Origin of the sequence: Aureimonas sp. AU22 (assembly GCF_001463745.1) — a bacterium.
Taxonomy (GTDB): domain Bacteria; phylum Pseudomonadota; class Alphaproteobacteria; order Rhizobiales; family Rhizobiaceae; genus Aureimonas.
In genome coordinates, this window is the sequence record NZ_BBWJ01000065.1 from 1 (window position 1) to 17,522 (window position 17,522).

General features: G+C 63.9%; 13 protein-coding genes and 1 tRNA gene. All 14 read right to left on the reverse strand.

Annotated features, from left to right (window positions below; translation table 11 throughout):
• Nucleotides 1–63 precede the first annotated feature (63 nt).
• On the reverse strand, nt 64–2,154 hold the full coding sequence (gene fusA / locus AUL34_RS21475; RefSeq protein WP_061938754.1) for an elongation factor G: 2,091 nt from the start codon (nt 2,152–2,154) through the stop codon (nt 64–66).
• A 27-nt stretch (nt 2,155–2,181) separates the two neighbouring features.
• A complete protein-coding gene (gene rpsG / locus AUL34_RS21480) occupies nt 2,182–2,652 on the reverse strand; it encodes a 30S ribosomal protein S7 (protein WP_061938757.1) in 471 nt (156 codons plus the stop codon).
• Between the two features lie 35 nt (nt 2,653–2,687).
• On the reverse strand, nt 2,688–3,059 hold the full coding sequence (gene rpsL / locus AUL34_RS21485) for a 30S ribosomal protein S12 (protein ID WP_019998957.1): 372 nt from the start codon (nt 3,057–3,059) through the stop codon (nt 2,688–2,690).
• Nucleotides 3,060–3,431: 372 nt separating this feature from the next.
• On the reverse strand, nt 3,432–7,631 hold the full coding sequence (gene rpoC / locus AUL34_RS21490; protein WP_061938760.1) for a DNA-directed RNA polymerase subunit beta': 4,200 nt from the start codon (nt 7,629–7,631) through the stop codon (nt 3,432–3,434).
• 138 nt (nt 7,632–7,769) lie between these two features.
• A complete protein-coding gene (gene rpoB / locus AUL34_RS21495; protein WP_061938763.1) occupies nt 7,770–11,924 on the reverse strand; it encodes a DNA-directed RNA polymerase subunit beta in 4,155 nt (1,384 codons plus the stop codon).
• Between the two features lie 282 nt (nt 11,925–12,206).
• A complete protein-coding gene (rplL, locus tag AUL34_RS21500; protein ID WP_061938766.1) occupies nt 12,207–12,584 on the reverse strand; it encodes a 50S ribosomal protein L7/L12 in 378 nt (125 codons plus the stop codon).
• Between the two features lie 52 nt (nt 12,585–12,636).
• A complete protein-coding gene (gene rplJ, locus AUL34_RS21505) occupies nt 12,637–13,155 on the reverse strand; it encodes a 50S ribosomal protein L10 (RefSeq protein ID WP_061938769.1) in 519 nt (172 codons plus the stop codon).
• Between the two features lie 368 nt (nt 13,156–13,523).
• Nucleotides 13,524–14,225, reverse strand: coding sequence for a 50S ribosomal protein L1 (gene rplA / locus AUL34_RS21510; protein ID WP_061938772.1), 702 nt, complete (start codon nt 14,223–14,225; stop codon nt 13,524–13,526).
• Between the two features lie 4 nt (nt 14,226–14,229).
• Nucleotides 14,230–14,658, reverse strand: a complete 429-nt coding sequence (rplK, locus tag AUL34_RS21515) for a 50S ribosomal protein L11 (protein ID WP_061938775.1) — start codon at nt 14,656–14,658, stop codon at nt 14,230–14,232.
• Nucleotides 14,659–14,803: 145 nt separating this feature from the next.
• Nucleotides 14,804–15,334, reverse strand: a complete 531-nt coding sequence (gene nusG / locus AUL34_RS21520; RefSeq protein WP_061938778.1) for a transcription termination/antitermination protein NusG — start codon at nt 15,332–15,334, stop codon at nt 14,804–14,806.
• A 24-nt stretch (nt 15,335–15,358) separates the two neighbouring features.
• Complete coding sequence (gene secE / locus AUL34_RS21525) at nt 15,359–15,559, reverse strand: preprotein translocase subunit SecE (protein WP_061938782.1); 201 nt, start codon at nt 15,557–15,559, stop codon at nt 15,359–15,361.
• Nucleotides 15,560–15,693: 134 nt separating this feature from the next.
• Nucleotides 15,694–15,769, reverse strand: a tRNA-Trp gene (locus AUL34_RS21530).
• Nucleotides 15,770–15,820: 51 nt separating this feature from the next.
• Complete coding sequence (locus AUL34_RS21535) at nt 15,821–16,678, reverse strand: hypothetical protein (protein WP_061938785.1); 858 nt, start codon at nt 16,676–16,678, stop codon at nt 15,821–15,823.
• Between the two features lie 4 nt (nt 16,679–16,682).
• A complete protein-coding gene (locus tag AUL34_RS21540) occupies nt 16,683–17,381 on the reverse strand; it encodes a hypothetical protein (RefSeq protein ID WP_061938788.1) in 699 nt (232 codons plus the stop codon).
• Between the last annotated feature and the right edge of the window lie 141 nt (nt 17,382–17,522).

Consider the following 17,522-nt stretch of genomic DNA (forward strand, 5'->3'; position numbering starts at 1 on the left):
GGTAGGCTCTCCAATTCATGCGCCCGGATGGGCTTCAGATGGTCGTCGCCGAGGCCGGAGGCCTCAGGCGTACTTCTTCTGGATTTCTTCGGCGACCTGGTTCGGCACCTGCTCGTAGTGGTCGAACTGCATCGTGTACTGCGCACGGCCCTGAGACATCGAGCGAAGCGTGTTGACGTAGCCGAACATGTTCGCCAGCGGGACCATCGCATTCACCACGGTCGCGATACCGCGAGCCTCGGTGCCCTGGATCTGGCCACGGCGGGAGTTCAGATCGCCGATCACGTCGCCGACGTAGTCTTCCGGCGTCACGACCTCGACCTTCATGATCGGCTCGAGCAGCTTCGGACCCGCCTTCGCGATAGCTTCACGGAAGCCGGCACGTGAGGCGATTTCGAAGGCCAGGACCGACGAGTCGACGTCGTGGTAGGCGCCGTCCAGCAGCTCGGCCTTGATGTCGACCATCGGGAAGCCCGCAAGGGGACCCGAGGTCATCACCGAAGCGATACCCTTCTGGACGCCCGGGATGTACTCCTTGGGCACCGCACCGCCGATGATCTTCGACTCGAACACGAAGCCCGTCGTGGGCTCGCCCGGCTCGATGTGGATCTTGATGCGGGCGAACTGGCCGGTACCACCGGTCTGCTTCTTGTGCGTGTAGTCGACGTCGGCACCGCGCGTGATCGTCTCACGGTAGGCCACCTGCGGTGCGCCGATGTTCGCCTCGACCTTGAACTCGCGCTTCATGCGGTCGACGAGGATGTCGAGATGAAGCTCGCCCATGCCGGCGATAATCGTCTGACCGGACTCCTCGTCCGTCTTGACGCGGAAGGACGGATCCTCGGCCGCGAGACGGTTGAGTGCGAGGCCCATCTTTTCCTGGTCGCCCTTGGTCTTCGGCTCGATCGCGATCTCGATGACCGGATCGGGGAATTCCATGCGCTCCAGGATGACCGGCTTCAGCGGATCGCAGAGCGTGTCGCCCGTGGTGACTTCCTTGAGGCCAGCCAGAGCGACGATGTCGCCGGCGTATGCCTCCTCGATGTCCTCACGAGAGTTGGAGTGCATCTGCAGCATACGCCCGATGCGCTCCTTCTTCTCCTTCACCGTGTTCTGGACGCCGGTGCCCTTGGTGAGCTTGCCGGAGTAGATGCGGCAGAAGGTGAGCGAACCGACGAACGGGTCGTTCATGATCTTGAAGGCCAGCATCGAAAGCGGCTCTTCGTCCGACGACACGCGGCTCGTCTCGGTCTCGGTCTTCGGGTCGATGCCCTTGATGGCGGGCACGTCGACCGGCGACGGCAGAAACTCCACGACGCCGTCGAGCAAGGGCTGCACGCCCTTATTCTTGAAGGCCGAGCCGCAGAAGATCGGGGTGAAGGTCACCTCGCAGGTGCCCTTGCGGATCAGCGCGCGCAGCTGATCGTTGTCCGGCATGTTGCCTTCGAGGTAGGCTTCCATCGCGGCTTCGTCGACCTCGACCGCGGTCTCGATCATCAGCTCGCGATACTCGGCAGCCTTGTCCTGCAGGTCGGCCGGAATCTCGACGACGTCCCACTGGGCGCCGAGCGACTCGTCGCGCCAGATGAGGGCGTTCATCTCGATCAGGTCGACGACGCCCTTGAACTCGTTCTCGGCGCCGATCGGCAGCTGGACGACGATCGGCTTCGCGCCGAGGCGCGTCTTGACCATCTCGACGCAGCGGTAGAAGTCCGCGCCGGTCTTGTCCATCTTGTTGACGAACATCATGCGCGGCACGTGATACTTGTCGGCCTGGCGCCAGACGGTCTCCGTCTGCGGCTCCACGCCGGCATTGGCGTCGAGCAGCGCGATCGCGCCGTCGAGCACGCGCAGCGAACGCTCGACCTCGATCGTGAAGTCGACGTGGCCCGGGGTGTCGATGATGTTGAAGCGGCGCTTCTTGCCGTCGCGGCCTTCCCAGAAGGTCGTGGTCGCAGCGGAGGTGATCGTGATGCCGCGCTCCTGCTCCTGCTCCATCCAGTCCATGGTCGCGGCGCCGTCGTGGACTTCGCCGATCTTATGGGACTTGCCGGTATAGTAGAGGATACGCTCGGTCGTGGTCGTCTTGCCGGCATCGATGTGGGCCATGATGCCGAAATTGCGGTAGTCTTCGATCTTATATTCGCGGGCCATGGGGCGTCGCCTTTCGAAGAGAGTGTCTTACCAGCGGTAGTGCGAGAAGGCGCGGTTCGCTTCCGCCATGCGGTGCGTGTCTTCGCGCTTCTTCACGGCGGTACCGCGGTTGTTGGCGGCATCCATCAGCTCGCCCGACAGACGATCGACCATCGTGGTCTCGTTGCGGTTGCGGGCGGCCGTGATGAGCCAGCGGATCGCGAGGGCCTGGCGGCGCTCCGGACGAACGTCGACCGGGACCTGGTAGGTGGCGCCACCGACGCGGCGCGAACGCACTTCGACATGCGGCGCGACGTTGTCGAGCGCCTGATGGAAGATCGCGATCGCGTCCTGGCGGGTCTTCTGGTTCACGACGTCGAAGGCACCGTAGACGATGGTTTCGGCGATCGACTTCTTGCCGTCGTACATGACGGCGTTCATGAACTTCGTGACGACCAGGTCACCGAACTTCGGATCCGGGTTGATCTCACGCTTCTCGGCAGAGTGACGACGGGACATATTCTAGTCTCTCAATCTCGGACGGTCGTTCGGGCTTACTTCGGACGCTTCGCGCCGTACTTCGAACGGCGCTGACGACGGTCCTTGACGCCCTGCGTGTCGAGCACGCCGCGGATGATGTGGTAGCGAACGCCGGGAAGATCCTTCACGCGACCGCCGCGGATCATGACCACGGAGTGCTCCTGAAGGTTGTGACCCTCGCCCGGGATGTAGCCGATGACTTCGAAGCCATTGACAAGACGGACCTTGGCGACCTTACGGAGAGCCGAGTTCGGCTTCTTCGGGGTCGTCGTATAGACGCGGGTGCAAACGCCGCGCTTCTGCGGATTGGCCTGGAGCGCCGGAACGGTGTTACGCTCGCTCGGGCGAACGCGAGGCTTCCGGATCAACTGGTTGATGGTCGGCATTCCAACCTTCCTTCTCTTCAAATCTCGGTTCGAAACGCTCGGTACCATCACGCCACAAGCCAACGGCTCATGCGCGAAACCGGGCATCGACCTCACCTAATAAGAGGTCTGCCCGGCATTGAAGCAGAGGACCACGGGCGAAACCGCAATCGTGCGTCCAGCAATGGTACGTCTCGTTGAACGAAGCCTTGTTTGAAGCGCTGGTCCCCAACGAGTCGTCGGGAAAGCGATGCCTCACATCGGCTCTGTTGGCGGCTGTTTAACGATTCCGTCCCCGAACGTCAAGCCTGCTCGAAGCTTGTTGGGGCGCGATCTCAAAATGAAAAGGGGCCGTCCACTGGGACGGCCCCTCCCCGTTTGCTTTGTTACGCCTTACTCGGCGGCGTCGGTGAGCTTGGTCAGCATGCGGTCGGCTTCGGCCGCGTTCGACGACTTGCGACGGTCGTCGAGGATCAGGTCGTCGCGCGAGGTCGCGATGCGACGGACCTGAGTCATCATGCCGCCCGTACCGGCCGGGATGAGACGGCCGACGATGACGTTCTCCTTGAGGCCCTGCAGCGTGTCCATCTTTCCAGCGACCGCCGCTTCCGTGAGGACGCGGGTGGTCTCCTGGAAGGAAGCAGCCGAGATGAAGCTCGGCGTCTGCAGCGAGGCCTTGGTGATGCCGAGCAGCACCGGGTTGCCGGATGCAGGCTTCTTGCCCTCTTCCTCGAGACGCTCGTTGACCTCTGCCAGCTCGATCCGGTCGACATGGTCACCCGGGATGTAGCCGCTATCGCCCGACTCCACGATCTCGACCTTCTGCAGCATCTGGCGAACGATCACCTCGATGTGCTTGTCGTTGATCACGACGCCCTGGAGACGATAGACCTCCTGGATTTCGTTCACGAGATAGCTCGCCAGCGCCTCGACGCCCCGGATGGCCAGGATGTCGTGCGGTGCCGGATTGCCGTCGAGAATGTGGTCGCCCTTCTCGATGACGTCGCCTTCCTGGAGGTGGAACGGCTTGCCCTTCGGGATCAGGTACTCGACCGGCTCGACGCCATCCTCGTGCGGCTCGATGATGATGCGGCGCTTGTTCTTGTAGTCGCGTCCGAACCGCACCGTGCCGTCGATCTCCGCAATGACCGCGTTGTCCTTCGGCTTACGGGCCTCGAACAGTTCGGCGACGCGCGGCAGACCGCCCGTGATGTCCTTGGTCTTCGCCGATTCCATCGGAATACGCGAAAGAACGTCACCGGCGCGCACCGTCGCACCCGGCTCCACCGAGAGGATCGCGTCCACCGACAGGAAGTACCGGGCGTCGGTACCGCGCGCGAGCTTGGCGACCGAGCCGTCCTTGGCACGGATGACCATCGCGGGCTTCAGGTCGGCGCCGCGCGGGTTGGCCCGCCAGTCGATGACCTGACGCTTCGTGATGCCTGTGGACTCGTCAGCCTGCTCCGAAACCGAGAGACCCTCGACCAGATCCTCGAACTCCACCACGCCGTCGAGCTCGGTGAGAACCGGACGGGTGTACGGATCCCACTCGGCGATACGTTGGCCGCGACGGACCTGATCGCCGTCGTCCACGAAGATGCGCGAACCGTAGGTGATACGGTGCGACGCACGCTCCTTGCCGGACGGATCGAGGATCAGGACCGCCATGTTGCGGCCCATCGCCACCAGACGGCCATCGGAGTCGCGCACCACGTTGCGGTTGCGGATCTGGACGGTGCCCTCGTACGAAGCTTCCAGGAACGACGAGTCGACGACCTGCGCCGTGCCGCCCATGTGGAAGGTACGCATCGTGAGCTGCGTACCCGGCTCGCCGATCGACTGGGCCGCGATGACGCCGACCGCCTCGCCCATGTTGACGGGCGTGCCGCGCGCGAGATCGCGTCCGTAGCAGATGGCGCAGATGCCGGTGCGCACTTCGCAGGTCAGCGCCGATCGGATCTTGACCGCCTGGACGCCCGCCTTCTCGATCACCTCGACGTCACGCTCCTCCACCGTCGTACCGGCCTTCACCAGCACGTCGCCCGTGGCCGGGTTCACGATGTCTTCCAGGGCGGTACGGCCCAGGATGCGCTGGCCGAGTGTCGCAACGACCTGACCGGCATCCACGATGGGCTGCATGGTCAGACCGTTCTCGGTCTGGCAGTCGGCCTGCGTGATGATGCAGTCCTGCGCGACGTCGACGAGACGGCGGGTCAGGTAGCCCGAGTTCGCGGTCTTCAGCGCCGTGTCCGCGAGGCCCTTGCGGGCGCCGTGGGTGGAGTTGAAGTACTCGAGAACCGTGAGACCTTCCTTGAAGTTCGAGATGATCGGCGTCTCGATGATCTCGCCGGACGGCTTGGTCATCAGGCCGCGCATCGCGCCGAGCTGGCGCATCTGCGTCGGCGAGCCGCGCGCACCGGAGTGCGACATCATGTAGATCGAGTTCATCGGCTTCTGCCGGCCCGTCTCCGGGTTGAACTCGACCGCCTTGATTCGGCCCATCATCTCTTCGGCGATCTTGTCCGTGCACTTGGCCCAGGCGTCGACCACCTTGTTGTACTTCTCGCCCTGAGTGATCAGGCCGTCGTTGTACTGCTGCTCGTATTCCTTCGCGAGCGCCTGGGTCTCACCGATCAGCTTCGGCTTGGTCTCGGGGATGACCATGTCATCCTTGCCGAAGGAGATGCCGGCGATGCAGGCGTGCTTGAAGCCGAGCTGCATGATGCGGTCGCAGAAGATCACCGTGTCCTTCTGACCGCAGTGACGGTAGACCTGATCGATGAGGCGCGAGATGTTCTTCTTCGTCATCAGGTCGTTGGCGATGTCGAAGGGGATCTTGTGCGTCTTCGGCAGGAGCTGCGCGATCAGCATGCGACCCGGCGTCGTCTCGTAGATCTTCGAGACGGGCTTGCCTTCGGCGTCCACCGTCTTGAAGCGGCCCTTGATCTTCGTGTGCAGCGTGATCGCCTTGGTGAAGATCGCCTGTTCCATCTCGCCGATGTCGGAGAAGGCCATGCCCTGCCCCGGCTCGTTCTCGTTCATGATCGAGAGGTAGTAGAGGCCCAGCACCATGTCCTGCGACGGCACGATGATCGGCGCACCGTTCGCGGGATGAAGGATGTTGTTGGTCGACATCATCAGGACGCGCGCTTCGAGCTGCGCCTCGATCGAGAGCGGCACGTGCACCGCCATCTGGTCGCCGTCGAAGTCCGCGTTGAAGGCCGTGCAGACCAGCGGGTGAAGCTGGATCGCCTTGCCCTCGATCAGGATCGGCTCGAACGCCTGGATGCCGAGGCGGTGCAGGGTCGGCGCGCGGTTCAACAGCACCGGATGCTCGCGGATCACCTCGTCGAGGATATCCCAGACCTCCGGACGCTCCTTCTCGACGAGCTTCTTCGCCTGCTTCACCGTGGAGGAGAAGCCCTTGGCGTCGAGGCGCGCGTAGATGAAGGGCTTGAAGAGCTCAAGCGCCATCTTCTTCGGCAGGCCGCACTGGTGCAGCTTCAGCTCCGGACCCGTCACGATGACCGAGCGGCCGGAATAATCGACGCGCTTGCCGAGCAGGTTCTGGCGGAAGCGGCCCTGCTTGCCCTTCAGCATGTCGGAGAGCGACTTCAGCGGACGCTTGTTGGCGCCCGTGATGACGCGGCCGCGGCGACCGTTGTCGAACAGCGCGTCCACCGCCTCCTGAAGCATGCGCTTCTCGTTGCGGATGATGATGCCCGGCGCGCGCAGTTCGATCAGCCGCTTGAGGCGGTTGTTGCGGTTGATGACGCGGCGGTAGAGATCGTTGAGGTCGGACGTCGCGAAGCGACCACCGTCCAGGGGCACGAGCGGGCGTAGGTCCGGCGGGATCACCGGAACGACGCGCATGATCATCCACTCCGGCTTGTTGCCGGATTCGAGGAAGTTCTCGACGATCTTCAGCCGCTTCATCAGCTTCTTCTGCTTCAGATCCGACGTGGTGGTCGCCAGTTCCTCACGCAGGTCGCCCGCGATGCGCTCGAGCTCCATGGAGCCGAGGAGCTCCTGGATCGCCTCCGCGCCGATCAGCGCGGTGAAGCTGTCCTCGCCGTACTCGTCGACGGCGATCATGTACTCCTCTTCCGTCAGGAGCTGGTGCTCCTTCAGGGCGGTGAGGCCAGGCTCGGTGACGATGTAGTTCTCGAAGTAGAGGACGCGCTCGATATCCTTCAGCGTCATGTCGAGCAGCGTGCCGATGCGGCTCGGAAGCGACTTCAGGAACCAGATGTGGGCGACCGGAGCGGCCAGTTCGATGTGGCCCATGCGCTCGCGACGCACGCGCGAGAGGGTCACCTCAACGCCGCACTTCTCGCAGATGATGCCCTTGTACTTCATGCGCTTGTACTTGCCGCACAAGCACTCGTAGTCCTTGATCGGGCCGAAGATACGCGCGCAGAAAAGGCCGTCGCGCTCCGGCTTGAACGTGCGGTAGTTGATGGTCTCCGGCTTCTTGATCTCGCCGAACGACCACGAAAGAATCTTCTCCGGGCTCGCGAGCGAGATCCGGATCGAATCGAACGTCTGCGCCTGCACCTGAGGATTGAAGAGATTCATGACCTCTTGATTCATGGTGCTGTCTCCTTTTCAGGGCCTCGTGCCCCGCAACGCACCGGGCGGAGCCGGCGCTAAGATCATCCGCAAAGTCCGATCGGCGCCTTCAGATGTGGCGCCGACCTCGGCCGCACAAGGCGACCTTTGCGTGGCGGCCTACTCGGCCGCGTCGGGAAGGCCCTGGAGCGGACCCGCGCTCGAAGGAAGCTGGTCGGGGACCGACTGCGACAGATCGACGTCGAGGCCGAGCGAGCGCATTTCCTTGACGAGCACGTTGAAGCTCTCCGGGATGCCGGACTCGAACGCGTCGTCGCCGCGCACGATCGACTCGTAGACCTTCGTACGGCCTGCGACGTCGTCCGACTTCACCGTCAGCATCTCCTGCAGCGTGTAGGCGGCGCCGTAGGCTTCAAGGGCCCAGACCTCCATCTCGCCGAAGCGCTGGCCGCCGAACTGCGCCTTGCCGCCGAGCGGCTGCTGGGTGACCAGCGAGTACGGGCCGATCGAGCGCGCGTGGATCTTGTCGTCCACGAGGTGGTGCAGCTTCAGCATGTAGATGTAGCCGACCGTCACCTGCCGGTCGAAGGCCTCGCCGGTACGCCCGTCGTAGAGCGTGACCTGGCCCGAGCCGTTCAGCCCGGCCTTCTCCAGCATCTCGACGATATCCGGCTCGACGGCACCGTCGAAGACCGGGGTCGCGATCGATACGCCGCGCTTCATCTGCTTGGCGAGCACGATGACCGACTCGTCGTCGTAGTTGGCCACGCGCTCGTTGCGATCGCTGTCTCCGAGGAGGCCAGCGATTTCCTGCCGAAGCGGCTGGGCGTCGTGTGACTGCTGGTACGCCTCCAGCATCTCGCCGATCTTCTTGCCCATGCCGGCGCAGGCCCAGCCAAGGTGAGTCTCCAGGATCTGGCCGACGTTCATGCGCGAGGGCACGCCCAGCGGGTTCAGAACGATGTCGACATGCGTGCCGTCCGCGTTGAACGGCATGTCCTCGACCGGCACGATGCGCGAAACGACGCCCTTGTTGCCGTGACGGCCAGCCATCTTGTCGCCCGGCTGGATCTTGCGCTTGACGGCGACGAAGACCTTCACCTGCTTCATGACGCCCGGAGGCAGCTCGTCGCCGCGCTGGACCTTCTCGACCTTGTCCATGAAGCGTGCCTCGAGCAGCTTCTTGGAGTCGTCGTAGACCTGACGCAGCGCCTCGAGTTCACCCTGCAGACGCTCGTCCTCGACGGCGAACATCCACCACTGCGAACGCGAGTACTCGTTCATCACCTCGGCCGACAGCTCGCCGCCCTTGCGGAAGCCCTTCGGCCCGGCGATGGCCGCCTTGCCCGACAGCATCTCGACCAGACGGCCGTAGACGTTGCGATCGAGGATCGCCTGCTCGTCGTCTCGGTCCTTGGCGAGGCGCTCGATTTCCTCGCGCTCGATCGCCATGGCGCGCTCGTCCTTCTCGACGCCGTGCCGGTTGAAGACGCGAACTTCCACGACCGTACCGTAGGTGCCCGGAGGCATGCGGTTCGACGTGTCGCGAACGTCCGAGGCCTTCTCGCCGAAGATGGCGCGCAGGAGCTTCTCCTCCGGCGTCATCGGGCTCTCGCCCTTCGGCGTGATCTTGCCGACCAGGATATCGCCCGGCTGCACTTCCGCGCCGATATAGACGATGCCTGCCTCGTCGAGGTTGCGCAGCGCTTCTTCCGAGACGTTCGGGATGTCGCGCGTGATCTCCTCGGGACCGAGCTTGGTATCGCGCGCCATGACCTCGAACTCCTCGATGTGGATCGAGGTGAAGACGTCGTCGGCGACGATGCGCTCGGAGAGGAGGATCGAGTCCTCGTAGTTGTATCCGTTCCACGGCATGAACGCGACGAGCACGTTCCGGCCGAGGGCGAGATCGCCGAGATCGGTGGACGGGCCGTCCGCGATGATGTCGCCCTTGCGCACGCGGTCACCCACCGCGACCAGCGGACGCTGGTTGATGCAGGTGTTCTGGTTGGAGCGCTGGAATTTCATCAGGCGGTAGATGTCGACGCCCGAACGACCGGACTCGAGGTCCTCCGTCGCGCGGATGACGATACGCGTCGCGTCCACCTGATCGACCACGCCCGTGCGGCGGGCGCCGATGGCCGCACCGGAATCTCGGGCGACGATCGGCTCCATGCCGGTGCCGACGAACGGCGCCTCCGCACGCACCAGCGGCACGGCCTGGCGCTGCATGTTCGAGCCCATGAGCGCGCGGTTGGCGTCGTCGTTTTCCAGGAACGGGATCAGCGCCGCCGCCACGGAGACGAGCTGCTTCGGCGACACGTCCATGAGGTCGACGTTTTCGCGCGGCGTCATGATGACGTCGCCCGAATGGCGGCAGATGACAAGGTCTTCGGCAAAGCTGCCGTCGTCGGTCAGGATGGCGTTCGCCTGCGCGACGTGGTGCTTCGCCTCTTCCATGGCGGAGAGATACACGACGTCGTGCGTCACCTTGCCGTCGATGATGCGACGGTAGGGGCTCTCGATGAAGCCGTACTTGTTGACGCGCGCGAAGGTCGCCAGCGAGTTGATCAGACCGATGTTCGGGCCTTCCGGCGTCTCGATCGGGCAGATGCGGCCGTAATGCGTCGGGTGCACGTCGCGCACCTCGAAGCCGGCACGTTCGCGAGTCAGACCGCCGGGGCCGAGCGCCGAGAGGCGACGCTTGTGCGTGATCTCGGACAGCGGGTTGGTCTGGTCCATGAACTGCGACAGCTGCGAGGAGCCGAAGAACTCGCGCACGGCTGCGGCCGCCGGCTTCGCGTTGATCAGGTCCTGCGGCATGACCGTGTCGATCTCGACCGAGGACATGCGCTCCTTGATCGCGCGCTCCATGCGGAGCAGGCCGACGCGGTACTGGTTCTCCATAAGCTCGCCGACCGAGCGCACCCGGCGGTTGCCGAGGTTGTCGATGTCGTCGATCTCGCCCTTGCCATCGCGAAGGTCCACGAGCGTCTTGACGACCGCGAGGATGTCCTCCTTGCGCAGGACGCGCACGGTGTCCTCGGCGTTGACGTCGAGACGCATGTTCATCTTCACGCGGCCGACCGCCGACAGGTCGTAGCGCTCGGAGTCGAAGAACAACGAGTTGAACATCGCCTCCGCGGTATCCATCGTCGGCGGCTCGCCGGGACGCATCACGCGGTAGATGTCGAACAGCGCGTCCTGACGGTTCTCGTTCTTGTCGGCGGCCAGCGAGTTGCGGATGTAGGCACCCACCGTGACGTGATCGATGTCGAGGACCTGGATCTCCTCGTGACCGTTGTCGAGCAGGACCTTGAGGGTCTTTTCGTCGATCTCGTCGCCGGCTTCGAGATACACTTCGCCCGTCTGGAGGTTGACGATGTCCTCGGCCAGGTAGTTGCCGTAGAGATCCTCTTCCGTCGCACGAAGGGCGACGACGCCCTTCTCGCGCATCTGGCGAGCCTGACGAGCCGTCACCTTCTTGCCGGCCTCGACCAGCACCTCGCCCGAGTCGGCATCGATGAGATCGGTCAGCGCCTTCTGGCCGCGTACGCGCTCGACCGAGAACGGCACGCGCCAGCCGTCCTTGCCCCTCTTGAACTCGATGACGTTGTAGAACGTCGAGAGGATTTCCTCGCCGTCCATGCCGAGCGCCATGAGGAGGCTCGTCACGGGCAGCTTGCGACGACGATCGATGCGCGCGAACACGATGTCCTTGGCATCGAACTCGATGTCGAGCCACGACCCGCGATACGGGATCACGCGGGCCGCGAACAGAAGCTTGCCCGACGAATGCGACTTGCCCTTGTCGTGATCGAAGAACACGCCCGGCGAGCGGTGCATCTGCGACACGATCACGCGCTCGGTGCCGTTCACGATGAACGTGCCGTTGGACGTCATGAGCGGCATGTCGCCCATGTAGACATCCTGCTCCTTGATGTCCTTGATCGACTTCGAGCCGGTGTCCTCGTCGACATCGAACACGATGAGACGCAGCGTCACCTTCAACGGCGCCGCGAAGGTCAAGTCGCGCTGGCGGCACTCGTCGACGTCGAACTTCGGCTGCTCGAACTCGTACTTGACGAATTCCAGCATCGAGTTGCCGGCGAAATCGGAAATCGGAAAGACGGAACGGAAGACGGACTGCAGACCTTCGTCCGCACGTCCCCCCTCCGGCTCGTCCACCATCAGGAACTGATCGTAGGAAGCCTTCTGGACCTCGATGAGGTTCGGCATTTCGGCAACTTCGGGGATCGACCCGAAGAACTTGCGCACCCGCCTGCGACCGCTAAACGTCGTCGTCTGAGACATCGTCGCTCCTTGCTCTCGTCATCGCCCTTGACCGAAGGGCTCGAATTTCGTGTCCTCCCGCCGAAGGACCGATGGCTTCCGCCGGAAGCGGAGGCCGGGCCGTCTGCGCCGCCGGAGCGGCTCGCCCGCGTCTTCCAAGGTCTTGCAGACCAAGACCTGGGAACACGAGGACTTCGGAAGGCGGGGCCGTCATGGCCGGTCGCTCGTTCCGAGCACGGAAGGCGGAACGGCAAACTGCCGTCCCGCCCGCCATCTTCAGGTGCAAGACGCCCGAAGGCCGCCTTACTTGACGTCGACCTTGGCGCCAGCCTTCTCGAGCTGGTCCTTGATCTTGGCAGCCTCGTCCTTGGACACGGCTTCCTTGACCGGCTTCGGCGCGCCGTCGACGAGGTCCTTGGCTTCCTTGAGGCCGAGGCCCGTGATCGCGCGGACTTCCTTGATGACGTTGATCTTGTTCGCGCCGGCTTCGGCGAGGATCACGTCGAACTCGGTCTTCTCTTCGACCTCGGCGGCCGGGGCACCAGCGCCGCCACCGGCAGCAACGGCGACCGGAGCAGCGGCGGAGACGCCCCACTTCTCTTCGAGCATCTTCGAGAGCTCGGCGGCCTCGAGGACGGTCAGGCTCGACAGGTCTTCAACGATCTTGGCGAGATCAGCCATTGTAGTATTCCTTGGTTGGTTCGAACTATTTGAATGCAGCGAGGAACTGGCCTCAGGCCGCTTCGTCCTTCTTGGCATAGGCTCCGAACACGCGCGCAAGCTGAGCTGCGGGCGCGGCCACGACGGCTGCGATACGGGTCGCTGGCGTCTGGATCATGCCCAGCAGCTTCCCACGCAGTTCGTCGAGCGACGGAAGGGCGGCCAAAGCCTTCACCCCTTCCGCATCGAGAGCGGTGGTGCCCATCGCACCGCCGAGGATCACGAGCTTGTCGTTACCCTTGGCGAAGTCGTTGGCCACCTTCGGCGCCGCGATCGGATCGTCGGAATAGGCGATCAGGGTCTGGCCCTGAAACAATCCCTGGATCGTCTCGGCGTCCGTGCCTTGAAGAGCGATTTGGGCGAGGCGGTTCTTCGCGACTTTGACGGTTCCACCCTGCGCGCGCATCTTCGACCGAAGGTCGTTCATCTGCGCGACGGTGAGACCGGCGTAACGAGCCACCACGATCGCGCCCGAGGCCTTGAAGGTCTCGTTCAGCTCCGTGACGAACTCGCGCTTTTCCGCTCTGTCCACTGCCACTCTCCAGTTGGAGCGCACCCTTTCGGCTGCACTCCGGTTGCCGTTTGCCGCCCGACGGGTCGGGCGACGCTCGAGGATCCTGTCCCCTTGGCTTCTGGGATCCACAACGGAACCGGCAGTCGCAGCAAGGCATTCAGAGGTTCGAACCGAAGGTATCGGCAGGGCCGACGAATTCGGATCTTTCCCCGTCTCATGCGGGCTTGGCGATTAAGATGGAGCCGCTGAAAAGCTGCCCCGTCGCCCGCAATCTCGGACAGGAAGGCGAGGATTAGGAAGCCCTCGCCCCTTTCCGCATGACCGGGGTCACGCGGAAACTTGCGGGAAGGCGGCCGACGGTTGCCGGCAACCTTCCAAATTCAAACCTACTCGGCCGCGCGAACGGTCGACGGGTCGATCTTGATGCCGGGGCCCATGGTCGAGGACACGGCGACGCGCTGGACATAGTTGCCCTTGGCGCCGCTCGGCTTGGCCTTCTGCACCGCGTCCGCGAACGCGCGAATGTTCTCGAGAAGAGCATCGGCGCCGAAGCTCGCCTTGCCGATACCGGCGTGGACGATGCCCGCCTTCTCGACGCGGAACTCGACGGCACCGCCCTTCGACGCCTTGACGGCGGCCGCGACGTCGGGCGTCACGGTACCGACACGCGGGTTCGGCATAAGACCACGAGGGCCGAGCACCTTACCGAGACGGCCGACGAGACCCATCATGTCCGGGGTCGCGATGGCGCGATCGAAGTCGATCTGACCGCCCTGGACCTTCTCGACGAGGTCTTCCGCGCCGACGATGTCGGCACCGGCTGCCTTGGCTTCCTCGGCCTTGTCGCCGCGGGCGAACACCGCGACGCGGACCGTGCGGCCCGTGCCGTTCGGCAGGTTGACGACGCCGCGGACCATCTGGTCGGCATGGCGCGGGTCGACGCCGAGGTTCATCGCGACTTCGATCGTCTCGTCGAACTTCGCCGACGCCCGATCCTTCAGGAGCGACACGGCCTCCGACAGGTCGTACAGCTTCTCGCGGTCGATGCCTTCGCGGGCCTTCGTGATGCGCTTGCCAATCTTCGCCATGGTCTTAGCCCACCACTTCCAGGCCCATGGAACGGGCCGAGCCCATCACCATCGCCATCGCCGCATCGACGTCGTTCGCGTTCAGATCCTTCATCTTCTTCTCGGCGATCTCGCGGACCTGGGCCTGCGTCACCGAGCCAGCCTTGACCTTACCGGGCTCCTTGGAGCCGCTGGTCAGGCCCGCGGCCTTCTTGAGGAAGAAGCTCACCGGAGCCGTCTTCATCGCGAAGGTGAAGGACTTGTCGACGTAGTAGGTGATCACGACCGGAACCGGCGACCCCTTCTCCATCTCCTGGGTCTGCGCGTTGAACGCCTTGCAGAACTCCATGATGTTGATGCCGCGCTGACCAAGCGCAGGACCGATCGGCGGCGACGGGGTCGCCGAGCCGGCCTTGACCTGCAGCTTGAGCTGGCCCGCTATTTTCTTAGCCATTCGCTTCTGCCTTCATGTTGGACCGGCGAACCGGTCGTTCGGCCGCCGAGGCGACCATGCAGGAGTGCGGTACGGTTTCCATGGGACCGGCTTCAGCCCCATTCCCCTTCCGCACGAGTTCGGACGGCCGAGCCGCCCTTCCCGGTCAGACCTTTTCGACCTGACCGAATTCGAGATCCACCGGCGTCGCCCGACCGAAGATGGAGACTTCCACCTTGAGACGGGCGCGCTCCTGATCGACTTCCTGAACGACGCCGTTGAATGACGCGAACGGGCCGTCCGACACGCGCACCTGCTCGCCGACATCGAAGAGCACGGTGGCCTTCGGGCGCTCCACGCCCTCCTGAACCTGGTTCAGGATATGGTTCGCCTCGGCCTCGGAAATCGGAACCGGACGGTTGTCAGGCCCGAGGAAACCCGTGACCTTCGGCGTGTTCTTGATGAGCGAGAACACCTGGTCCGTCAGCTCGGCCTTCACCAGCACGTAGCCCGGGAAGAACTTGCGCTCGGAATCGACCTTGCGACCGCGCCGCACCTCGACGACCTTCTCCGTCGGCACGAGGATCTTCTCGAACTTTTCGCTCAAGCCCTTTTGGCGAGCTTGTTCCTCGATCGACTCGGCGACCTTCTTCTCGAAGTTCGAATAGGCGTGAACGATGTACCAGCGAGCGGTCATGTATTTCCTGCTTCTGTCCAGCGATCAGCGGCCGGCGCTCATGATGTAGCCGATCGCATAGGCGATCAGCTGGTCCGACACGAAGAGGAACGTGGCGGCAAAGGCGACCATGATGAAGACCATGATCGTCGAGATGAGCGTCTCGCGGCGGGTCGGCCAGGTCACCTTGGCGACCTCGGAGCGAACCTGCTGGATGAACGTGAATGGGTTAGTCTTGGTGGCCATGTACCGCTCACGACTGCGGGCGCGCAAAAGCTGGACGGCCAGCCCCACGCGCCACGTGTCTGTTAAGACCTACATAACCGGAGCCCCCGTGATTCACAAGGGGCAAGGGGTGGACAATTTGCGCAAGGGATCCATGGCAGGGGCAGTAGGGCTCGAACCTACGACCTGCGGTTTTGGAGACCGCCGCTCTACCAACTGAGCTATACCCCTGTGTGCCGAAGCGGGTCCTCGAATAATGCGGACGCGCCCGTTTGGCAAGCTTTATCCCCGCCCTGCCGTCGCGTCCTGCTCCGCAATCTTCGCCTTGCGGGTCTTCGGCTTCATCGAGCGCAACCAGTCGCCGAAACGCCGCTGGGTTCGCGTGGTCTTCAGGAGATCGTCGATCGCCCCGTTGGCGCCGTCGAGGCGCTCGGCGAGCACTTCGGCGGAGACCAGCGCCACGTCGGCGGGCGAGACGTCGGGGAACCGCTGGGCGATGGCTCCGAACAGGTCGTCGCTCGCCGCGCCGGTGGTTTCGATTCGGCCGGCGCGCAGGAGAAGCCTCTGGACGATCTGTTCGAAGGTCCAGTCGTGATCGGTGAAAAGCTTCCAACGCTTCGAGCGCTGGGCCGTGAAGCCCGCCAAGACGATTCGCGTCGCGGGGCAGTGCTCCACCAAAAAGAGTGCGAGCGCGAAGCCGCTCGTCGCAACCTGATCGGACGGATAGAAGCCGCGGAGCGATCCCGCCATATCCAGGTGGCCGACCGGCACGTCGCCGCCGAACTCGGCCGGTGTACTGAAGCGCTCGTGCGTACCGGCGCGCAGGTTGCAGATTCCCTGGAAGCTCGGCGTGCGCACGAGGCGCAACACGTCTTCCACCTCGCGGCGATAGACGATGTTGGCGCCGGCTCGGCTGGAGCGCGCGACGAGGATGCACTGCCCGTCGAACGGAGCATCCAGCACCTTGTAGACCTTGTTGAAGAAGACGAAGAGCGCCTCGCCGCCGTATCGCGCGCGAAGCTCGCCCATCCGTACGGCGTCGCTGTTGGCCACGAGCACGACGGTCGCGAAGCGCGCGAAGAACGCGCTCCATCGCTCCGTGCCGTTCGCCTCGCCGTCCAGCGGCAACCCCTGCGTCAAGGCATCAGTCCTTGGGCGCGCGCTGCGTGACGTGCAGGACGCGGTCGCGCATCGCGAACCATTCTTCGGCGTAGTCGTCGTTGCGATACTCGTCGAAATACGGCCCGCCGTCGGTGAAGTGGACGTTCTTGGCTGCGGGGTCGTGATCGTACTCGTTGACGAGCCAGTTCCAAGCGGCCGGCAACTCGCCGATCTGATCGTCGCTCTCCAACCACTTGAACTGGTGAAGCTCCAGACCCGTAGCGGTGTTGACGAAGTCGGTCGAAAGCGCTCGGCACTTCGCATTGTTGAAGAGCATCACGCTCGACCAGTTCTTCTTTTCGTACTTGGTCTGCACCTGGCCGAGGAACTTGGTCTCGACCTTGGGCTGATAATCATGCTTGACGCACATCACCGCCGCGCTCTCGTCGCGGAGCGCCCAGAGTTCTGAAATATCGGCGCGCATCAGCATGTCGCAGTCCATGAAGAGGCTCCACCCTTCGAAGTTCGAGAGGTAGGGCACCAGGAACCGGGAGAACGAGAATTCGGTCGACTGCAGCGCGTTGCGCTCCCGGGTGAACGTCCCCTCGAGATGCGGCAGCACGATCGGGCAGAACATCACCGGCATCGAGGCATGCTCGATGATGCTTTGCGCCAGCACGTGGTAGGCCACGACCTCCTTCGAATCGAAACCGATGAAGACGCGCGCGATCTCGGCAGCCATGGGTATTTCCCTTTCCGTTCGCCCACGCTTCTAGAGCCGCGCCAGTGCCTGGACAAGCAAGAACGCCTCCAAAGTGGAGTGCGTCGCGGAAACGAAAACGGGCCCCGAAGGGCCCGTTCGCGTAAGGTCCGTTGACGTCGA

Bases quoted from the DNA above. Each gene is read 5' to 3' on its own strand.
- fusA (WP_061938754.1), bottom strand. From the start codon at position 2,154: ATGGCCCGCGAATATAAGATCGAAGACTACCGCAATTTCGGCATCATG.
- rpsG (WP_061938757.1), bottom strand. From the start codon at position 2,652: ATGTCCCGTCGTCACTCTGCCGAGAAGCGTGAGATCAACCCGGATCCG.
- rpsL (WP_019998957.1), bottom strand. From the start codon at position 3,059: ATGCCGACCATCAACCAGTTGATCCGGAAGCCTCGCGTTCGCCCGAGC.
- rpoC (WP_061938760.1), bottom strand. From the start codon at position 7,631: ATGAATCAAGAGGTCATGAATCTCTTCAATCCTCAGGTGCAGGCGCAG.
- rpoB (WP_061938763.1), bottom strand. From the start codon at position 11,924: ATGTCTCAGACGACGACGTTTAGCGGTCGCAGGCGGGTGCGCAAGTTC.
- rplL (WP_061938766.1), bottom strand. From the start codon at position 12,584: ATGGCTGATCTCGCCAAGATCGTTGAAGACCTGTCGAGCCTGACCGTC.
- rplA (WP_061938772.1), bottom strand. From the start codon at position 14,225: ATGGCGAAGATTGGCAAGCGCATCACGAAGGCCCGCGAAGGCATCGAC.
- rplK (WP_061938775.1), bottom strand. From the start codon at position 14,658: ATGGCTAAGAAAATAGCGGGCCAGCTCAAGCTGCAGGTCAAGGCCGGC.
- nusG (WP_061938778.1), bottom strand. From the start codon at position 15,334: ATGACCGCTCGCTGGTACATCGTTCACGCCTATTCGAACTTCGAGAAG.
- secE (WP_061938782.1), bottom strand. From the start codon at position 15,559: ATGGCCACCAAGACTAACCCATTCACGTTCATCCAGCAGGTTCGCTCC.
- AUL34_RS21540 (WP_061938788.1), bottom strand. From the start codon at position 17,381: ATGGCTGCCGAGATCGCGCGCGTCTTCATCGGTTTCGATTCGAAGGAG.